At 62.3% G+C, this 16985-nt stretch carries 17 protein-coding genes; 14 read left to right on the top strand and 3 right to left on the bottom strand.

The window, feature by feature from the left end; translation table 11 throughout:
* Window positions 1–27: 27 nt before the first annotated feature.
* From KSS97_RS22705 to KSS97_RS22720, 4 genes are all read left to right on the top strand, one after another.
* Window positions 28–525: a DUF6231 family protein gene (locus KSS97_RS22705; protein ID WP_030139403.1), complete on the top strand. Its 498-nt coding sequence runs from the start codon at window positions 28–30 to the stop codon at window positions 523–525.
* A 14-nt stretch (window positions 526–539) separates the two neighbouring features.
* Window positions 540–1016: a YchJ family protein gene (locus KSS97_RS22710; protein WP_217862087.1), complete on the top strand. Its 477-nt coding sequence runs from the start codon at window positions 540–542 to the stop codon at window positions 1014–1016.
* A 69-nt stretch (window positions 1017–1085) separates the two neighbouring features.
* Window positions 1086–1571, top strand: coding sequence for an LEA/WHy family protein (locus KSS97_RS22715; RefSeq protein WP_030139405.1), 486 nt, complete (start codon window positions 1086–1088; stop codon window positions 1569–1571).
* Between the two features lie 5 nt (window positions 1572–1576).
* Window positions 1577–1780: an SEC-C metal-binding domain-containing protein gene (locus KSS97_RS22720; protein ID WP_030139406.1), complete on the top strand. Its 204-nt coding sequence runs from the start codon at window positions 1577–1579 to the stop codon at window positions 1778–1780.
* 136 nt (window positions 1781–1916) lie between these two features.
* On the opposite strand, the gene KSS97_RS22725 is transcribed toward KSS97_RS22720, so the two are convergent.
* Window positions 1917–2474 carry a cysteine hydrolase family protein gene (locus KSS97_RS22725; RefSeq protein WP_030139407.1) on the bottom strand — a complete coding sequence of 186 codons (558 nt, stop codon included), beginning with the start codon at window positions 2472–2474 and terminating at the stop codon, window positions 1917–1919.
* Window positions 2475–2686: 212 nt separating this feature from the next.
* Between KSS97_RS22725 and KSS97_RS22730 the strand changes: the two genes are divergently transcribed.
* From KSS97_RS22730 to pdeM, 10 genes are all read left to right on the top strand, one after another.
* Window positions 2687–5137 (top strand): penicillin acylase family protein, encoded by a 2451-nt coding sequence (locus KSS97_RS22730; RefSeq protein WP_217860208.1) that lies wholly within the window; start codon window positions 2687–2689, stop codon window positions 5135–5137.
* 234 nt (window positions 5138–5371) lie between these two features.
* Window positions 5372–6403 carry a ligase-associated DNA damage response exonuclease gene (locus KSS97_RS22735; protein WP_217860209.1) on the top strand — a complete coding sequence of 344 codons (1032 nt, stop codon included), beginning with the start codon at window positions 5372–5374 and terminating at the stop codon, window positions 6401–6403.
* The gene (locus tag KSS97_RS22740; RefSeq protein WP_030139410.1) at window positions 6400–8088 is read left to right on the top strand and encodes an ATP-dependent DNA ligase; all 1689 of its coding nucleotides are present in this window, start codon (window positions 6400–6402) and stop codon (window positions 8086–8088) included. Before KSS97_RS22735 ends, KSS97_RS22740 begins: the two co-directional genes overlap by 4 nt.
* A gap of 362 nt (window positions 8089–8450) precedes the next feature.
* The gene (locus KSS97_RS22745) at window positions 8451–9233 is read left to right on the top strand and encodes a transporter substrate-binding domain-containing protein (protein ID WP_198797663.1); all 783 of its coding nucleotides are present in this window, start codon (window positions 8451–8453) and stop codon (window positions 9231–9233) included.
* Window positions 9234–9290: 57 nt separating this feature from the next.
* A complete protein-coding gene (locus KSS97_RS22750; RefSeq protein ID WP_198797662.1) occupies window positions 9291–10019 on the top strand; it encodes an ABC transporter permease in 729 nt (242 codons plus the stop codon).
* The gene (locus tag KSS97_RS22755; RefSeq protein ID WP_198797661.1) at window positions 10016–10726 is read left to right on the top strand and encodes an ABC transporter permease; all 711 of its coding nucleotides are present in this window, start codon (window positions 10016–10018) and stop codon (window positions 10724–10726) included. Before KSS97_RS22750 ends, KSS97_RS22755 begins: the two co-directional genes overlap by 4 nt.
* A 27-nt stretch (window positions 10727–10753) precedes the next feature.
* Entirely contained in the window at window positions 10754–11872 is a 1119-nt protein-coding gene (locus tag KSS97_RS22760) for a succinylglutamate desuccinylase/aspartoacylase family protein (protein ID WP_030139414.1), read from the top strand.
* Window positions 11873–11885: 13 nt separating this feature from the next.
* Window positions 11886–12650, top strand: coding sequence for an ABC transporter ATP-binding protein (locus KSS97_RS22765; RefSeq protein ID WP_030139415.1), 765 nt, complete (start codon window positions 11886–11888; stop codon window positions 12648–12650).
* Window positions 12651–12857: 207 nt separating this feature from the next.
* A complete protein-coding gene (locus KSS97_RS22770; protein WP_030139416.1) occupies window positions 12858–15344 on the top strand; it encodes a ligase-associated DNA damage response DEXH box helicase in 2487 nt (828 codons plus the stop codon).
* Entirely contained in the window at window positions 15344–16000 is a 657-nt protein-coding gene (gene pdeM / locus KSS97_RS22775; RefSeq protein WP_030139417.1) for a ligase-associated DNA damage response endonuclease PdeM, read from the top strand. Before KSS97_RS22770 ends, pdeM begins: the two co-directional genes overlap by 1 nt.
* Before the next feature lie 35 nt (window positions 16001–16035).
* Here pdeM and KSS97_RS22780 read toward each other — a convergent pair whose 3' ends face one another.
* Together KSS97_RS22780 and dcd are read right to left on the bottom strand one after the other, a co-directional pair.
* Window positions 16036–16242, bottom strand: coding sequence for a hypothetical protein (locus KSS97_RS22780; RefSeq protein WP_030139418.1), 207 nt, complete (start codon window positions 16240–16242; stop codon window positions 16036–16038).
* A 103-nt stretch (window positions 16243–16345) separates the two neighbouring features.
* On the bottom strand, window positions 16346–16912 hold the full coding sequence (gene dcd / locus KSS97_RS22785; RefSeq protein WP_017126297.1) for a dCTP deaminase: 567 nt from the start codon (window positions 16910–16912) through the stop codon (window positions 16346–16348).
* Window positions 16913–16985: the final 73 nt, after the last annotated feature.

A 16985-nucleotide genomic window follows, 5' to 3' on the forward strand; every position in this document is an offset into this window, starting at 1 on the left:
CGTGGCGGTTCTGATTGAGGAACTTCGATGACCGTAGCCATCTCTTCGCGCACGCCCCAGCAAGCACTGGCCTCCGTGCTTGACCGTTACGCCCCGCAAAGGCTGTTGTTGATCGGCGCCAGCAGTTTTCCTGCCCTGGAGGCGTTCCAGCAGGCCCATCCCACAACCGAAGTGGTCCACGCCGGCCCCGGCGCATTGCCGGCGGACGTGGCGGCGCAGCGTTTTGACCTGGCCTTGGCGCTCGATTGTCTGGAGCATTTGCCCAAGCGCGACGGTCTGAACCTGCTGGGCGGCATTCGCAATCTCAACGCCAGCCGGATCGCGGTGCTGGCAGATCTCAACGCCTGTGGCTGGCAAGAGACGGATTTTTTTTCCCTGGCCCTGCAGGCCAGCGAGCGCTTTCAGCGCGAGGACCAGGTGCTGACCCTGTTCACCTACGATCTGCTTGAATACAAACAGGTGCCCGACTGGCTCAACTCACGCTTCTGGGCCAACCCTGAAAATTTTGGAAAATACTGGTGGTAGCTGTGGATACAAGCCTGCACACAACCATTTGCCCCTGCGGCAGCGGCAACGCGCTGGACGCCTGCTGTGGCCATTACCACGACGGTCATCCGGCGCCTTGTGCCGAAGCCTTGATGCGCTCGCGCTACAGCGCCTATGTGTTGGGCCTGGTGGATTACCTTGTCGGCACCACGCTCCCGGCCCAGCAGGATGGCCTCGATCGCCAAGCTATCGGCGAATGGAGTGCCAGCAGCACCTGGCTGGGGCTGGAAGTGGAAAGCAGCGAGGTATTCGGTGGTCAACCCGAACATGCCTTCGTCACGTTTACCGCTCGCTGGCACGACAGCCAGGGCGAGCACAGCCATCGGGAGCAGTCTTCGTTCGTGCAGAACGGCGGGCGATGGTACTTCATCGACCCCACCGTGCCGGTCAAGACTGGCCGCAACGACAGTTGCCCGTGCGGCAGCGGGCATAAATTCAAGAAGTGCTGCGCCGGCTATTTCAATCGCTGATTTCGGAAACGTCCGACGCTCATCCTCAGGCCAGGGGGACTAGACTGGGGATAAACCCGAGGTACGGACATGACCCAGACATCACGCTTGCTCCGCATCACTTGCCTGCTGTTGTTCGTCGGGCTCGGCGGTTGCGCGTCCTGGCGAGGTGAGGAGGCGCCTGAACCGCAAGTGCATCTGGTCAAGGTCGAGGTGGTGCGGGCACGACTGCTGGAGCAGAAGTTCATGCTGCACTTTCGCGTCGACAATCCCGGCGACAGCGACCTCACCGTGCGCGGCCTGACTTATCGGATCCACCTGGGCGATCTCTTGCTGACCGAAGGAGAGCATGAGCATTGGTTCACCGTGACTCCGCGGCACAGCGCCTATTTCAAGGTGCCGATCCGTACCAACCTGTGGCCGCAAGTCCGGGAAGTGGTGAAATTGTTGGAAAAACCACGACAACAGATCCCCTATCGCCTGGAGGGGGAGCTGGAAACCGGTTTATTCATCGCCGACTACGTGCACCTGGAGCGCAATGGCGTGATAATCGCCGCCGATTTTATTGCGGAGTAACCCCGATGACCCAACAACCCCACGTCCACGGCCCTGATTGCAATCACGATCACGACCATGACCACCATCACGACCATGGCCACGTCCACGGCCCGAACTGCGGCCACGCCCACCAGGAACCCGTGCGCAACGCCCTGAAGGACGTCGGCCGCAACGACCCTTGCCCATGTGGCAATGGCAAGAAATTCAAGAAGTGCCACGGGGCTTGATGCTCCGAACTGAAGATTTTTAGTCTGTCAGACCGCCATCGCGAGCAAGCTCGCTCCCACAGGGATTTGTGAACGTCACAGAACCAGTGGGAGCGAGCTTGCTCGCGATGAGGCCGGAACATCCAATACCCACGTTTCAGCCCGCCCGCAAGATCCGCTCCACACTTACCACCGTCGCGTATTCCCCGTGCAGATTCGCCAATGACATTGCGTGCACCTCGGCAGCCGAACGGGCAATGCCAAAGTAATCGGCCTTGTCGAAAGTGAAACAGGCATCTTCGGCCACCCAGGTGTCGAATCCCAGATTGCCCGCCGTGCGAGCGGTGGACTCCACCGAGTTGTTCGTCGCCACGCCAACGATCACTAACTGTCCGATTCCGGCACCGCGCAAATCTGCCTCCAGGGTCGTGCCGCAAAAGGAATCCGGCACTTGCTTCTGAATCAATCGCTCCCCAGCTATCGGCTCGAACCGCTCCTGGACCTCCACGCCAGATTGCCCAGGCCAGAAAACCGAATCCTCGGAGCGGGAAAGGTGATGGACGTGGACGACTGGCCGCGCCGAATCTCGCCAGCGGGCAAGCAATTCCAACATACGCAACTCCGCTTCGGGATTGTTGCGAGGGCCGAGCTTGGGGTGGAGGATGCCTTTTTGTTGGTCAATGAGGACAAGCGCTGCGTTTTCTCTTAGCTCCATGCCGGTTTTCTCATGCTCAATCGTTGGGTTTTCCAACACTTGAACATCACCTTTTCATACAAGCAAGTCATCAATCGTCCCGTGAAGTCACAGGCCATTCCGGGCTTTCATCGCCAAATCAACAAATAACCCCACCACCGGCTTGCGCGCCCTCCTCCTGCTCACTAACGTAGCGCCTTTATTGTGCCACCCCCTCCCGCAGGAGCTTTGCCATGGCCTCGCCAGCCTCGATTTCCTTCATCCCCAAGCTCGGCGTTGCCGCAGCAGTGGCCAGCGTGCTCGGCTTGAGCGGTTGCCAGGCCTGGAATACCCAGGACACTGTCCCGCCCACCACCGGCGTACAACCGCTCAAGGGGCTGGCGCAAAATGTCTCGGTTCGGCGCAACGCCACGGGCATGCCGCTGATCGAGAGCAACAGCTTCCACGACGCCCTGTTCGCCCTCGGCTATGTCCATGCCAGCGACCGGATCACGCAAATGGCCACCCTGCGCCTGCTTGCCCAGGGCCGATTGGCGGAAATGTCCGGTGCCGAACGGTTGGATATCGACCGCTACATGCGTGCGGTGAACCTGAAGAAAAGTGCCGACGAGCTGTACAAGGCATCATCGCCACGCATCAAGCGTTTCTTTGAAGTCTATGCGCGGGGCGTCAACGCCTACCTGTTCCGCTATCGCGACAAGCTGCCCTCGGACCTGGCTGCCACTGGCTACAAGCCTGAATACTGGAAACCGGAAGACTCGGCGCTGCTGTTCTGCCTGCTGAATTTCAGCCAATCGGCCAACTTGCCGGAAGAAATCTCGACCTTGGTGCTGGCCCAGGGCGTGACCAACGACAAACTGGCCTGGCTGAGCCCGTCCTACCCGGATGAACCCTTGCCGCAGGCGGAAGGCGAGAAGCTTCAAGGTGTCCGGCTCAACGGCCAGGTTCCAGGCCTGGCTGAAATCAGCAAGGCTGGCGCCCAGTTGGCCGATCTGAATCTGATGGGCTCAGCGTTTTCAAGCAACTGGGCCATCGCCCCACAACGCAGTCGCAATGGCAAAAGCCTGTTGGCCAGTGACAGTCATGGTCCGCTGGGCATGCCGTCGCTCTGGAGCCCGGTGCAGATCCGCGCGCCCAAGTATCAGGCGGCCGGGCTATCCATAGCAGGTATTCCGCTCATCCTGGCGGGTTTCAACGGTAACGTGGCGTGGAGCATGAGCAGCGTTCTTGGTGACAACCAGGATCTGTTCCTGGAAAAAATCCGACGCCAAGGTAACGGCCTGTCCTACGAAGTCAATGGCAAATGGCAGCCGGTAGCCGTGCGCAACGAAACCTATTTCATCAAGGGCCAACGGTCTATTCGCGAAGCCGTCTATGAAACCCGCCACGGGTCCCTGCTCAACAGTGCCCAGGGTCCGGCCATGGCCAACGGCCTGGGGCTGGCCTTGCAACTGCCGAGTTTCACCGACGACAAGACCCTGGACGCGCTCTTTGATCTGTCGCGCTCGAAAAACGTCGAGAAAGCCTCGGATGCCAGCCGGGAAATCCGCGCGCTGGCGGTGAACATGGTGTTTGCCGACGCGCGCAACATTGGCTGGCAAGTCACCGGCCGTTATCCGAACCGTCGCGAAGGCGAGGGCCTGCTGCCGTCGCCGGGTTGGGACGGGCGCTATGATTGGGACGGCTATGCCGACCCAATGCTGCACCCGTACGACCAGGATCCAGCCCAGGGGTGGCTTGGCACCGCCAACCAGCGCGTCATCCCTCACGGCTACGGCATGCAGTTGTCCAATTCCTGGGCGACGCCGGAGCGTGGCGAGCGCCTCGCCGAACTGGCCGGTGCGGGCAAGCACGACGTTCGCAGCCTGAGCGCCATGCAATATGACCAGACCACGACCTTCGCGGCCAAACTCAAGAAAACCTTCGAAGCCCCGGGCATGGCCCAGCCGCTGAAACAGGCGATCGAAGCCCTGCCGGTGGCGGACCGGGCCAAGGCTCGCGAGGCCTATACCCGGCTGATGGCGTTCGACGGCAGGCTCAGTCCGGTTTCCACCGACGCGGCGATCTATGAGCTGTTCCTGCAAGAAAGCATGAAGCAGGTTTTCCTCGACGAATTGGGTCCGGAAAGCAGCCCGGCGTGGAAAGCGCTGGTTGCCAACGGCCAGTTGTCCTACTCGGCGCAGGCCGATCATCTGCTCGGTCGCGAGGACAGCCCATTCTGGGACGACGTCCGCACGCCGCAGAAAGAAGACAAGGCGGCGATCCTGGCCCGTAGCCTCGCGGCGGCCATCAGCATCGGCGACAGCCAGTTGGGCAGCGATCACACCGCCTGGCAGTGGGGCAAACTGCATCGTTATGAGTGGACAAATGCCAGCGGCCAGGTCGTACGGGGGCCGCTGGCGGCGGGTGGTGACGCCACCACGCTCAACACTGCCGCGTTCGCCTGGGGCCAGGACTTCAACACGACCGTGGCGCCGGCCACGCGTTTTCTCGTTGACTTCAGCCAACCCGAGCCATTGACGCTCCAGGGCGGCGCAGGCCAGTCGGGCAACCCGGCCAGCCCGAGCTACCTGAACGGTGTTGATCCGTGGATTAAGGGGCAATACCAGAGCGTGCCGTTGCAACCGCAGAACTTCGACCGGGCGTATGGCAAGACACGGTTGACGTTGGTGCCCGGCAAGTAAGCCGACCCTGATCATCGTGGCGAGGGAGCTTGCTCCCGCTGGGTCGCGTAGCGGCCCCCTTTTTGCGACTGCTGCGCAGCCGAGCGGGAGCAAGCTCCCTCGCCACCAGAACTTGGTGAACCAGGATCAATACTCTGTCCACGTACTTTTCAACTGTACTCTCGCCCCAAACCCGATCGAACTTCTCCCCTCGCCCCCACCTCTACCAGACAAGCCCATCGCCCCGGTAACCGCATGGATCTTGTCATTGCCCGCCCCGAAGGCCTGTATTGTCCGCCGGGAGATTTCTACATCGATCCCTGGCGCCCAGTGGAACGTTCGGTCATTACCCACGCCCACGGTGACCATGCGCGCGGCGGCAACCAGCACTACCTGGCAGCGGCACCCGGCGAAGGCATCCTGCGCTCCCGACTGGGCCAGGACATCAATCTGCAAATCCTGCCCTACGGCGAGCGCCTGCAACATCACGGCGTCACCTTGAGCTTTCACCCTGCAGGCCATGTGCTGGGCTCAGCCCAGGTGCGGCTGGAGTATCAAGGCGAAGTGTGGGTGGCGTCCGGCGACTACAAGGTCGAGCCCGACGGCACCTGTGCGCCGTTCGAACCAGTGAAATGTCATACGTTCATTACCGAATCCACCTTCGGCCTGCCGATCTATCGCTGGCAACCCCAGGCACAGGTCTTCGATGAGATCAACCAGTGGTGGCGCGAAAACATTGCCGCTGGCCGGGCCAGCGTGTTGCTCTGCTATTCCTTCGGCAAGGCCCAGCGAATTCTCCATGGCATCGACGCAAGCCTCGGGCCGATCCTCGCCCACGGTGCGGTGGAGCCGCTAAACCGGGTCTATCGCGAAGCCGGGGTGCATTTGCCGCCAACGCTCTACGCCGGCGACGTCAAAAAGAACGATCCGATCATGGGCCAGGCCCTGGTCATCGCCCCGCCCTCCGCCGGCGGCAGCACCTGGATGCGTCGGTTCGGCGATTACAGCGATGCGTTTGCCAGCGGCTGGATGCGCTTGCGCGGTACGCGTCGGCGCCGTGGCGTGGACCGGGGCTTCGTATTGTCCGACCACGCCGACTGGCCAGGCCTGCTCTGGGCGATTGAACAGACCGGTGCGGAGCGGGTCATGCTGACCCATGGGTCGGTTGCCGTGCTGGTGCGCCACCTGCGCGAGCAAGGCCTCGACGCCCAAGGCTTCACCACGGAGTACGGCGACGATGAAGAAGACGCCGCCTCGGCGGTCGGCACAGGTGAGGAGGCTTCATGAAAGCCTTTGCCGAGCTGTACGCCGAACTGGACGCCACCACTTCCAGCAACGCCAAGCTGGCCGCCATGCAGAATTATTTCGCCAAGGCGCCAGCCGAGGACGCCGCCTGGGCGGTGTATTTCCTGTCCGGCGGCCGGCCACGGCAATTGGTGCCAGTGAAAATCCTTCGGGAGGTGGCGGTCCAGGTGTCCGGCTTGTCGTTGTGGCTGTTCGAGGAAAGTTACCAGGCCGTGGGCGACCTGGCCGAAACCATCTCGCTGGTGTTGCCGGAGTCGCCCCACAGTTCCGACGAAGGCCTGGCGCGGTGGATCGAAGAAAAGCTGCTGCCGTTACGCGGCGAGTCGCCTGAAGTACTGGCCGAACGACTGCCGGTGCTATGGTCGCAGCTTGACCGACCAAGCCTGATGCTGTGCATCAAACTCATCACCGGCAGTTTCCGCGTCGGCGTGTCCAAGCTGTTGGTGACCCGGGCGCTCGCCGCCATGGCCGGCCTGGACAGCAAACGGGTGGCTCAGCGGCTGGTGGGCTACACCGATTTGTCCCATCGACCGACAGCGGCCAGCTATCTCAAGCTGATCGCTATCGAATCCGCTGACGAACATGCCCAGCGCGGCGGCCAGCCTTATCCGTTCTTCCTGGCCCATGCGTTGTCTGCGCCAGTGGATCAATTCGACTCACTGCTGGGGCCGGCCAGTGATTGGCAGGTGGAATGGAAATGGGACGGGATCCGCGCCCAGGTGATCAAGCGCGACGGACATTTGTGGGTGTGGTCGCGAGGCGAGGACTTGGTGACTGAACGCTTTCCGGAATTGCATCCCCTGGCCCAGGCGTTGCCCGACGGTACGGTGATCGATGGCGAAATCGTGGTCTGGAAAGCCCCGCAATCAGTCACCGAGGACGCCTTCGACCCGGAGGCGCCGCTACAACCGGCGGTGCAGCCCTTCGCCTTGTTGCAGCAACGTATCGGTCGCAAGACCCTGGGCAAGAAAATCCTTGAAGACGCCCCCGTGGTGGTGATGGCCTACGACCTGCTGGAATGGCAAGGCGAGGACTGGCGCAGCCGGCCCCAGGCCGAGCGCCGCGAGCAGTTGGAAACCCTGGTCGCCCGCTGCCACAGCCCGGTGTTGTTGCCGTCGCCCGTCGTGACCGGCCGGGACTGGCTCGACCTCGCCCACCAGCGCGAAGCCTCCCGTAGCCTGGGCGTCGAAGGCATGATGCTCAAGGCCCGTAACGCCCTGTATGGGGTGGGCCGGACCAAAGACATGGGGGTGTGGTGGAAGTGGAAAATCGACCCGTTCAGCGTCGATGCGGTATTGATCTATGCCCAACGCGGCCATGGCCGACGCGCCAGCCTGTACAGCGACTACACCTTCGCCGTGTGGGACAACCCGCCGGGCAGTCGTGAGCGCACCCTGGTGCCGTTCGCCAAGGCCTATTCAGGGCTGACCGATGCGGAAATGCGCCAGGTCGACAGCATCGTGCGCAAGACCACGGTAGAAAAATTCGGCCCGGTTAGCAGCGTCACGCCGACCCTGGTGTTCGAATTGGGCTTCGAAGGCATCGCCTTGTCCAAGCGCCACAAGAGCGGGATCGCGGTGCGCTTTCCACGGATGTTGCGTTGGCGCCAGGATAAAACCGTCGAAGAGGCCGACACCCTGGCAACACTTCAGGACCTGCTGAAATAACACCGCTCCCTTTGTGGCGAGGGAGCTTGCTCCCGCTGGGCCGGGCTGGCGCTCCAGCGCGAAGCGGCCCTCTGGTTCTGTATGCCACACCGCGTGGGGAGGCTGCGCCTCCAGCGGGAGCAAGCTCCCTCGCCACAAAAGCGCAGAGCCAACGAACAGCACGCTCCATCCCGGTGCGCTTTTTGATGTACGCTCCCCCTCGCGCACCATCGCGTTCCGTCACCCGCCGCCAGTGCTTTTAAAACACTTGTTCGGCACTATGGTTCGGAAATTGCTACCTTTATGCCGTCATACCGTTCAGACCTTCACCGGTAACAATCCAACGCGCCACAAGCGCTCAAATTGGTTTTAGGGACTCGATAATGAAAAAAGCACTGCTGACCCTTTCTGCACTGGCATTGTGCATGGCTGCTGGCGCTGCCACGGCCAAGGAATACAAGGAACTGCGTTTTGGTGTCGACCCGTCCTACGCCCCGTTCGAATCCAAGGCCGCCGACGGCAGCCTGGTCGGTTTCGACATCGACCTGGGCAACGCGATCTGCGAAGAACTGAAGGTCAAATGCAAATGGGTCGAAAGCGATTTCGACGGCATGATCCCGGGCCTCAAGGCCAATAAATTCGACGGCGTGATCTCGTCCATGACGGTGACCCCAGCCCGCGAAAAAGCCATCGACTTCTCCAGCGAGCTGTTCTCCGGCCCAACGGCTTATGTATTCAAGAAAGGTTCGGGCCTGAGCGAAGATGTTGCCTCGCTCAAGGGCAAGACCGTCGGCTACGAGCAAGGCACCATCCAGGAAGCCTACGCCAAGGCCGTGCTGGACAAGGCCGGCGTCAAGACCCAGGCCTACCAGAACCAGGACCAGGTCTACGCCGACCTGACCTCCGGCCGCCTCGACGCCGCGATCCAGGACATGCTCCAGGCCGAACTGGGCTTCCTGAAATCGCCAAAAGGCGAAGGCTATGAAGTCAGCAAGCCGGTGGACAGCGAACTGCTGCCATCCAAGACCGCTATCGGTATCAAGAAAGGTAACAAAGAGCTGAAGGCACTTTTGGATAAAGGTATCAAAGCGTTACACGACGACGGCAAGTACGCCGAAATCCAGAAAAAACACTTTGGCGATCTGAATCTGTACAGCGGCAAATAATGTGCGGTGCCCACCCGGTTTCGGGTGGGCACTTTTTTTCTGCCAAAGGCACCTTCCATGTTCGAACAACTCCTACAAAATCTGGGGCTCTCGGCCTTCAGCCTGCAGGGCTTCGGCCCGCTGCTGATGCAAGGCACCTGGATGACGATCAAGCTCTCTGCCCTGTCCTTGCTGTTAAGCGTCTTGCTCGGCCTGCTGGGCGCCAGCGCCAAGTTGTCCAGCGTCAAGCTGCTGCGTATTCCAGCCCAGCTCTACACCACGCTGATTCGCGGCGTACCCGACCTGGTGCTGATGCTGCTGATCTTCTACAGCCTGCAAACCTGGCTGACTTCTTTTACTGATTTCATGGAATGGGAATACATCGAGATCAACCCATTCGGCGCTGGGGTCATCACCCTGGGCTTCATTTATGGCGCGTACTTCACCGAAACCTTTCGCGGCGCGATCCTCGCGGTGCCTCGCGGGCAGGTCGAAGCGGCCACGGCTTATGGCCTCAAGCGTGGCCAGCGTTTCCGCTACGTGGTGTTCCCGCAAATGATGCGCTTTGCCCTGCCGGGCATCGGCAACAATTGGATGGTGATGCTCAAGGCCACCGCACTGGTGTCGATCATCGGCCTGGCCGACCTGGTCAAGGCGGCACAGGACGCGGGCAAGAGCACCTACCAGCTGTTCTACTTCCTGGTGCTGGCAGCGTTGATCTACCTGCTGATCACCAGCGCATCCAATGTCATCCTGCGCTGGCTCGAACGCCGCTACGCCGCCGGAGCCCGGGAGGCCGTGCGATGATCGAACTCCTGCAGGAATACTGGCGACCGTTCCTCTACAGCGACGGCGTCCACATCACGGGCCTGGCGATGACCCTGTGGCTGCTCAGCGCTTCGTTGCTGATCGGCTTCGTGGTGTCGATCCCGCTGTCCATCGCCCGGGTTTCATCCAAGTTCTACGTCCGCTGGCCCGTGCAGTTCTATACCTACCTGTTCCGTGGCACGCCGCTCTACATCCAACTGCTGATCTGCTACACCGGCATCTACAGCATCGAGGCGGTACGCGCCCAACCCGTGCTCGACAGTTTCTTTCGCGACGCGATGAACTGCACGATCCTGGCCTTCGCCTTGAACACTTGCGCGTACACCACGGAGATTTTTGCCGGGGCAATCCGCAGCATGAACCATGGCGAGGTCGAAGCGGCCAAGGCTTACGGCTTGACCGGCTGGAAGCTCTACGCCTACGTGATCATGCCGTCGGCCCTGCGTCGTTCACTGCCGTATTACAGCAACGAAGTGATTCTGATGCTGCACTCGACGACCGTGGCGTTCACCGCTACCGTTCCCGATGTACTGAAAGTCGCGCGAGACGCCAACTCGGCCACATTCCTGACGTTCCAGTCGTTCGGGATCGCCGCGTTGATCTACCTGACCGTCACGTTTGCACTGGTGGGCCTCTTCCGTCTCGCCGAACGCCGCTGGCTGGCCTTTCTCGGCCCAACCCACTAAGGCTTCCGTTCCAGGACATACACGTAAATGCGCCACCAGATCCATGACCTGCTGGCCCCGCTGCCGGGGACCGCACGCAAGATCCACAGCTTCCACTTCGGCCCGGAAAAAGCCGAGGGCAAAATCTATATCCAGTCGTCCCTGCACGCCGATGAGCTGCCCGGCATGCTCGTGGCCTGGCACCTCAAGCAGCGCCTGGCCGAACTCGAGGCGTCCGGCCACCTGCGGTACGAAATCGTGCTGGTGCCTGTCGCCAACCCCATCGGCCTTGAACAGGTATTGATGGATGTGCCCCTGGGCCGCTACGAACTGGAGAGTGGGCAGAATTTCAATCGCCGCTTCGTCGACCTGAGCGAAGAGATCGGTAACGAAATCGAAGAGCTGCTCACCGACGATCCGCAGCACAACCTGTTGCTCATCCGCACCAGCCTGCGTGATGCCCTGAGTCGGCAGACCGCCGGCACTCAACTGCAATCCCAGCGCCTGGTCCTGCAACGACTGGCCTGCGACGCCGACATGGTGCTCGACTTGCATTGCGACTTCGAAGCCGTGGCCCACCTCTACACCACGCCCGAAGCCTGGCCCCAGGTCGAGCCGCTGGCACGCTACATCGGTGCCGAGGCCAGCCTGTTGGCCACCGACTCGGGCGGCCAATCCTTCGATGAGTGTTTCACACTGCTCTGGTGGCAACTCAAGGAGCGTTTTGGAGAACGATTCGAAATCCCCCTGGGAAGCTTTTCGGTCACCGTCGAATTGCGCGGCCAGGGTGACGTCAACCATGGCCTGGCGAGCCTCGACTGCCAGGCCTTGATCGAATACCTGATCCGCTTCGGCGCCATCGACGGCGAACCGGTGCCGTTGCCCGACCTGCCCTACCCAGCCACGCCGTTGGCCGCCGTCGAACCGGTGGCGACGCCGGTCGGCGGCCTGCTGGTGTACAGCGCCCTGCCCGGCGAGTACATGGAGGCCGGGCAACTGATCGCCGAGATCATCGACCCGGTCAACGACACCGTCACCCCCGTCCATTGCCGTAATGCCGGGCTGCTATACGCCCGCTCGCTGCGTCGCATGGCCACTGCCGGCATGGTCATCGCCCATGTCGCCGGGACCGAAGCCTACCGCAGTGGTTACCTACTTTCGCCTTGAGGATGCCTGCTCCATGTACAAACTGACCATTGAAGGCCTGCACAAGAGCTACGGCCAGCATGAGGTGCTCAAAGGGGTTTCGCTCAAGGCCAGGACCGGCGACGTGATCAGCCTGATCGGCGCCAGCGGCTCGGGCAAAAGTACCTTCCTGCGTTGCATCAATTTCCTCGAACAACCCAACGACGGCGCCATGAGCCTGGACGGCCAGTCGATCCAGATGATCAAGGATCACCACGGCATGCGTGTGGCCGACGCCGACGAGTTGCAGCGCATCCGCACGCGCCTGGCCATGGTGTTCCAGCACTTCAACCTGTGGAGCCACATGACCGTGCTGGAAAACATCACCATGGCGCCGCGCCGGGTGCTGGGTGTCAGCAAGCAGGAAGCCGACGACCGCGCCCGCCGCTACCTCGACAAGGTCGGCCTGCCGGCCCGCGTTGCCGAGCAATACCCGGCGTTCCTCTCCGGCGGCCAGCAACAGCGCGTCGCGATTGCCCGCGCATTGGCGATGGAGCCGGAAGTCATGCTGTTCGACGAGCCGACGTCGGCCCTGGACCCGGAACTGGTGGGCGAAGTGTTGAAGGTCATCCAGGGCCTGGCCGAAGAAGGCCGGACCATGATCATGGTGACCCACGAAATGAGCTTCGCTCGCAAGGTGTCCAACCAGGTACTGTTCCTGCACCAGGGCCTGGTGGAAGAAGAAGGCGCGCCGGAAGACGTGCTGGGCAATCCCATCAGCGAACGGCTCAAGCAGTTCCTGAGCGGCAACCTGAAATAACAGACTGCTTTTGTGGCGGGGGAGCTTGCTCCCGCTGGGCTGCTAAGCGGCCCCCTGGCCTTGGCTGACACGCTGCTGGGGAGGCTGCGCCTCCAGCGGGAGCAAGCTCCCTCGCCACAACAGCGCGCCCGCCACAACCAAGCCATAAAACCTTTCACCCGCCGCCGTGGTCTCTGAAGAAGGACTTTCAGGGCATGCACGGCACCCATGGCGACATCCAGCAACTTCGCGAAACAGTGGTTCGACGCCCGGGGCTGGAAGCCGTTCGCTTTTCAAAAACACGTGTGGGCCGCCGTCAAGCGCGGCGAGTCGGGGCTGCTGCATGCCAGCACCGGCGCCGGCAAGACCTACGCCGTCTGGTTTGCCGCCCTCAATCGTTTCGCGCGCTCAGTGCCGCCGCCGGATAAGCCGCGCAAACGCAAACCGCCGGCCGAGCCGTTGACGGTCTTGTGGATCACGCCCATGCGGGCCTTGGCCGCCGACACCGCCAAAGCCCTCGAAGCGCCGCTCACGCCGTTGCAAATCCCATGGAGCGTCGGCCTGCGCACTGGCGACACCAGCGCCAGCGAGCGCGCCCGCCAAGGCCGGCGCCTGCCCACTGCGCTGATCACCACACCGGAAAGCCTGACGCTGATGCTGGCCCGTGCCGATGCGCAAACCGCCGTCTCGACCCTGCGCATGGTCGTGGTGGATGAATGGCACGAACTGCTCGGCAACAAGCGTGGCGTCCAGTTGCAATTGGCGTTGGCGCGCCTGCGACGCTGGCATCCCGGGCTGATTGTGTGGGGCGTATCCGCGACCTTGGGTAATCAGGCACACGCCGAGCAAGTCCTTATCCCGCAAGGCAACGGGGTCAGCGTGCAGGGCGCCAACGGCAAAGCCCTACAGGTCGATACGCTGTTGCCACCGACCCTCGAGCGCTTTCCATGGGCCGGGCACATCGGCTTGAAAATGCTGCCTCAGGTTGTCGCCGAAATTGACGCCAGCGGCAGTTGCCTGGTCTTCACCAACACCCGCGCGCAATCGGAAATCTGGTACCAGGCCATTCTCGATGCGCGGCCGGATTGGGCCGGGCTGATTGCGCTGCACCACAGCTCGTTGTCCCGTGATACCCGCGACTGGGTGGAGCGAGCGTTGAAGGACGGCCAGCTCAAGGCCGTCGTGTGCACGTCCAGCCTGGACCTCGGCGTGGATTTCCTTCCCGTCGAACGCGTGATGCAGATCGGCTCGGCCAAAGGCGTTGCGCGACTGATGCAACGCGCCGGGCGCTCCGGCCATGCGCCGGGACGGACCTCGCGGATAACCCTGGTGCCCACCCATAGCCTGGAGCTCGTCGAGGCTGCCGCTGCCCAGGACGCCGCGGCACAGCGACGCATCGAACCGCGGGAATCGCCCGACAAACCCTTGGATGTCCTGGTCCAGCACCTGGTCAGCATGGCCCTGGGCGGCGGTTTCACTCCCGATGAGCTGTTCGACGAGGTCCGTAGCGCCTGGGCCTACCGCAACCTGAACCTGGCTGAATGGGCCTGGGCCCTGGCGTTCGTTCGTCACGGCGGGTTGTCGCTGACGGCCTACCCCGACTACCGACGGGTCGAACCGGACGAACACGGCATCTGGCGCGTCCCCGACGCCCGCCTGGCCAGGCGTCATCGCATGAGCATCGGCACCATCGTCAGCGACGCCAGCCTGCAACTGAAGTTCTGGAGCAAGGGCGGTGGCGGCAAGACCCTGGGCAGCGTGGAAGAAGGTTTCATCGCACGCCTGCGGCCCGGCGATGGTTTCCTGTTTGCCGGCCGGCTGCTAGAGCTGGTCCGGGTGGAGGACATGACCGCCTACGTGCGGCGCAGCCAGGCGAAGAAAGCCGCCGTACCGCGCTGGAACGGTGGGCGCATGCCGCTTTCCAGCGAGCTCGCCGCAGCTGTCGTGGCGCGCCTGAGCGAAGCCGCCGCCGGTCATTTCGACGGCCCGGAAATGCAAGCGGCGCAGCCCATGTTGAGCACGCAACTGCGCTGGTCCGGTTTGCCCACGCAAGGCACGTTGCTGGCCGAAACCCTCAAATCCCGGGAAGGTTGGCACTTGTTCCTGTATCCATTCGCCGGACGCCAGGTTCACCTGGGACTCGCCAGCTTGCTGGCCTGGCGCGTCAGCCAACGGCAACCGGTGACGTTTTCCATTGCGGTCAACGACTACGGCCTGGAATTGCTCAGCGCCACCGAGCTGGATTGGTCGGCACACCTGAACCCGACGCTGTTGCGCACCGACCACTTGCTGGACGACGTCCTTGCCAGCCTGAACGCCGGCGAACTGGCCTTGCGCCGCTTCCGAGAGATCGCCCGGATCGCCGGGCTGGTGTTCGCCGGCTATCCCGGCGCGCCGAAGAGCACTCGGCAAGTCCAGGCGTCCAGCGGCTTGTTCTTCCAGGTGTTCAAGCAATACGACGCCGACAACCTGCTGCTGGCCCAGGCCGGCGAGGAAGTCCTGCGCGAAGAACTGGATATACGCCGATTGGAGCAGACCTTGGAACGCCTCGATACCTTGAAGCTCGACCTGCATGTCATCAAGCGCCCGACCCCGCTGGGTTTCCCATTGCTGGTGGAGCGGTTCCGCGAAAGCATGAGTTCGGAAAAGCTCGCCGACCGCATTCGCCGAATGGTCAGCGAACTGGAAAGAACCGCCGATCGGGGGACCGCCTGATGGCCGCGCCCTATCCCGTCAACCTCGCCGGGGAAGAGCTCTGGCTGCTCCCGCAAAAAGCCCTGTACTGGCCCGCCCAGGAAACGTTGATGGTGGCGGATGTACATTTCGGCAAAGCCGCTGCGTACCGCAGCCTCGGCCAGCCGGTTCCCCATGGCACGACAGCGAGCAACATCGCGGCGCTCGATGCATTGCTGGCGAGCCTGCCCTGCCGACTGCTGATTTTCCTTGGGGATTTTCTCCATGGGCCCGGCTCCCATGCACCGGGAACCTTAAGGGCCTTGGCGGACTGGCGTGCGCGACACCCGTCCCTGGCCATGACGCTCATACGCGGCAATCACGACAAGCGTGCCGGCGACCCGCCGCCGGGCCTGAATATCCGCGTCGTCCCCGAGCCGCTGCTGCTGGGTCCTTTCGCCGTGCAACACGAACCGCACCCGCATTCGAGCCGGCACGTTCTGGCCGGCCACGTGCACCCGGTCTACCATCTCAGTGGCAAAGGTCGGCAGCGGCTGCGCCTGCCGTGCTTTCGCCTCGGCAGCGACATCAGCCTGCTGCCGGCCTTTGGCGCGTTCACGGGAGGCTATCGGGTCGAGCAAGGGAACGATTGCAAGATCTTTGTCATCGGCGACAACGAAATATGGCCCGTCAGTTGAAGCATTTGCGCTTCATCTGACGGGCCATATTCGGATCAGGCTACGGGAGCAGGAGGTGGCTCGTCCGGAAGCGTCGGCTCACCGGGTTCGGTGGGTTCCGTGGGGTTGGGATCAGGATCGGGGTCACCGGGAATCCCACCCGCCGCTTCGACAGGATGGGCCAGCAGTGACCAAGCCAGGACGCCGATCTGATTGGGCTCAAGCCTTGCCAGTTCGGCACTGATTCGCGGATCGATCTTCATAGAGCTACTCCTGAGCGAAGGCCCATTGGGGCTGACGCAAAAAAACGGGCAGTACACTTCATAGAGTGCCTGCCCGCTCAGGAATTCCAACAGCTCGTCAGAATCAGGTACGCGGCAGTGTCACGCCGCGCTGGCCCTGGTATTTACCACCCCGATCCTTGTAGGACACTTCGCACTCCTCGTCGGATTCGAGGAACAGCATCTGCGCCACACCCTCGTTGGCATAGATCTTCGCCGGCAGGGTGGTGGTGTTGGAGAACTCCAGCGTCACATGGCCTTCCCACTCAGGTTCCAACGGCGTCACGTTGACGATGATGCCGCAGCGGGCATAGGTGCTTTTGCCCAGGCAGATGGTCAATACGTTGCGCGGGATGCGGAAGTACTCGACAGTGCGAGCCAGGGCGAAGGAGTTCGGTGGAATGATGCAAACATCGCTCTTGATGTCGACGAAGCTCTTCTCGTCGAAATTCTTCGGGTCGACGGTGGCGGAATTGATGTTGGTGAACACCTTGAATTCATCGGCGCAGCGCACGTCGTAGCCGTAGCTGGAAACGCCGAAGGAAATCAGCCGGTCGGCGCCTTCGCCACGCATCTGGCGCTCGACGAAAGGCTCGATCATGCCGTGCTCTTGCGCCATGCGGCGAATCCACTTGTCCGATTTGATGCTCATGGCGGGTTTCCTGAATAGCGAGGTGGAAAAAAACTGTCCGGCATCTTACCGGGGCACGGGTCGGGTTCAAAGT

Source organism: Pseudomonas alvandae, from assembly GCF_019141525.1.
In the GTDB taxonomy this organism is placed as follows: domain Bacteria; phylum Pseudomonadota; class Gammaproteobacteria; order Pseudomonadales; family Pseudomonadaceae; genus Aquipseudomonas; species Aquipseudomonas alvandae.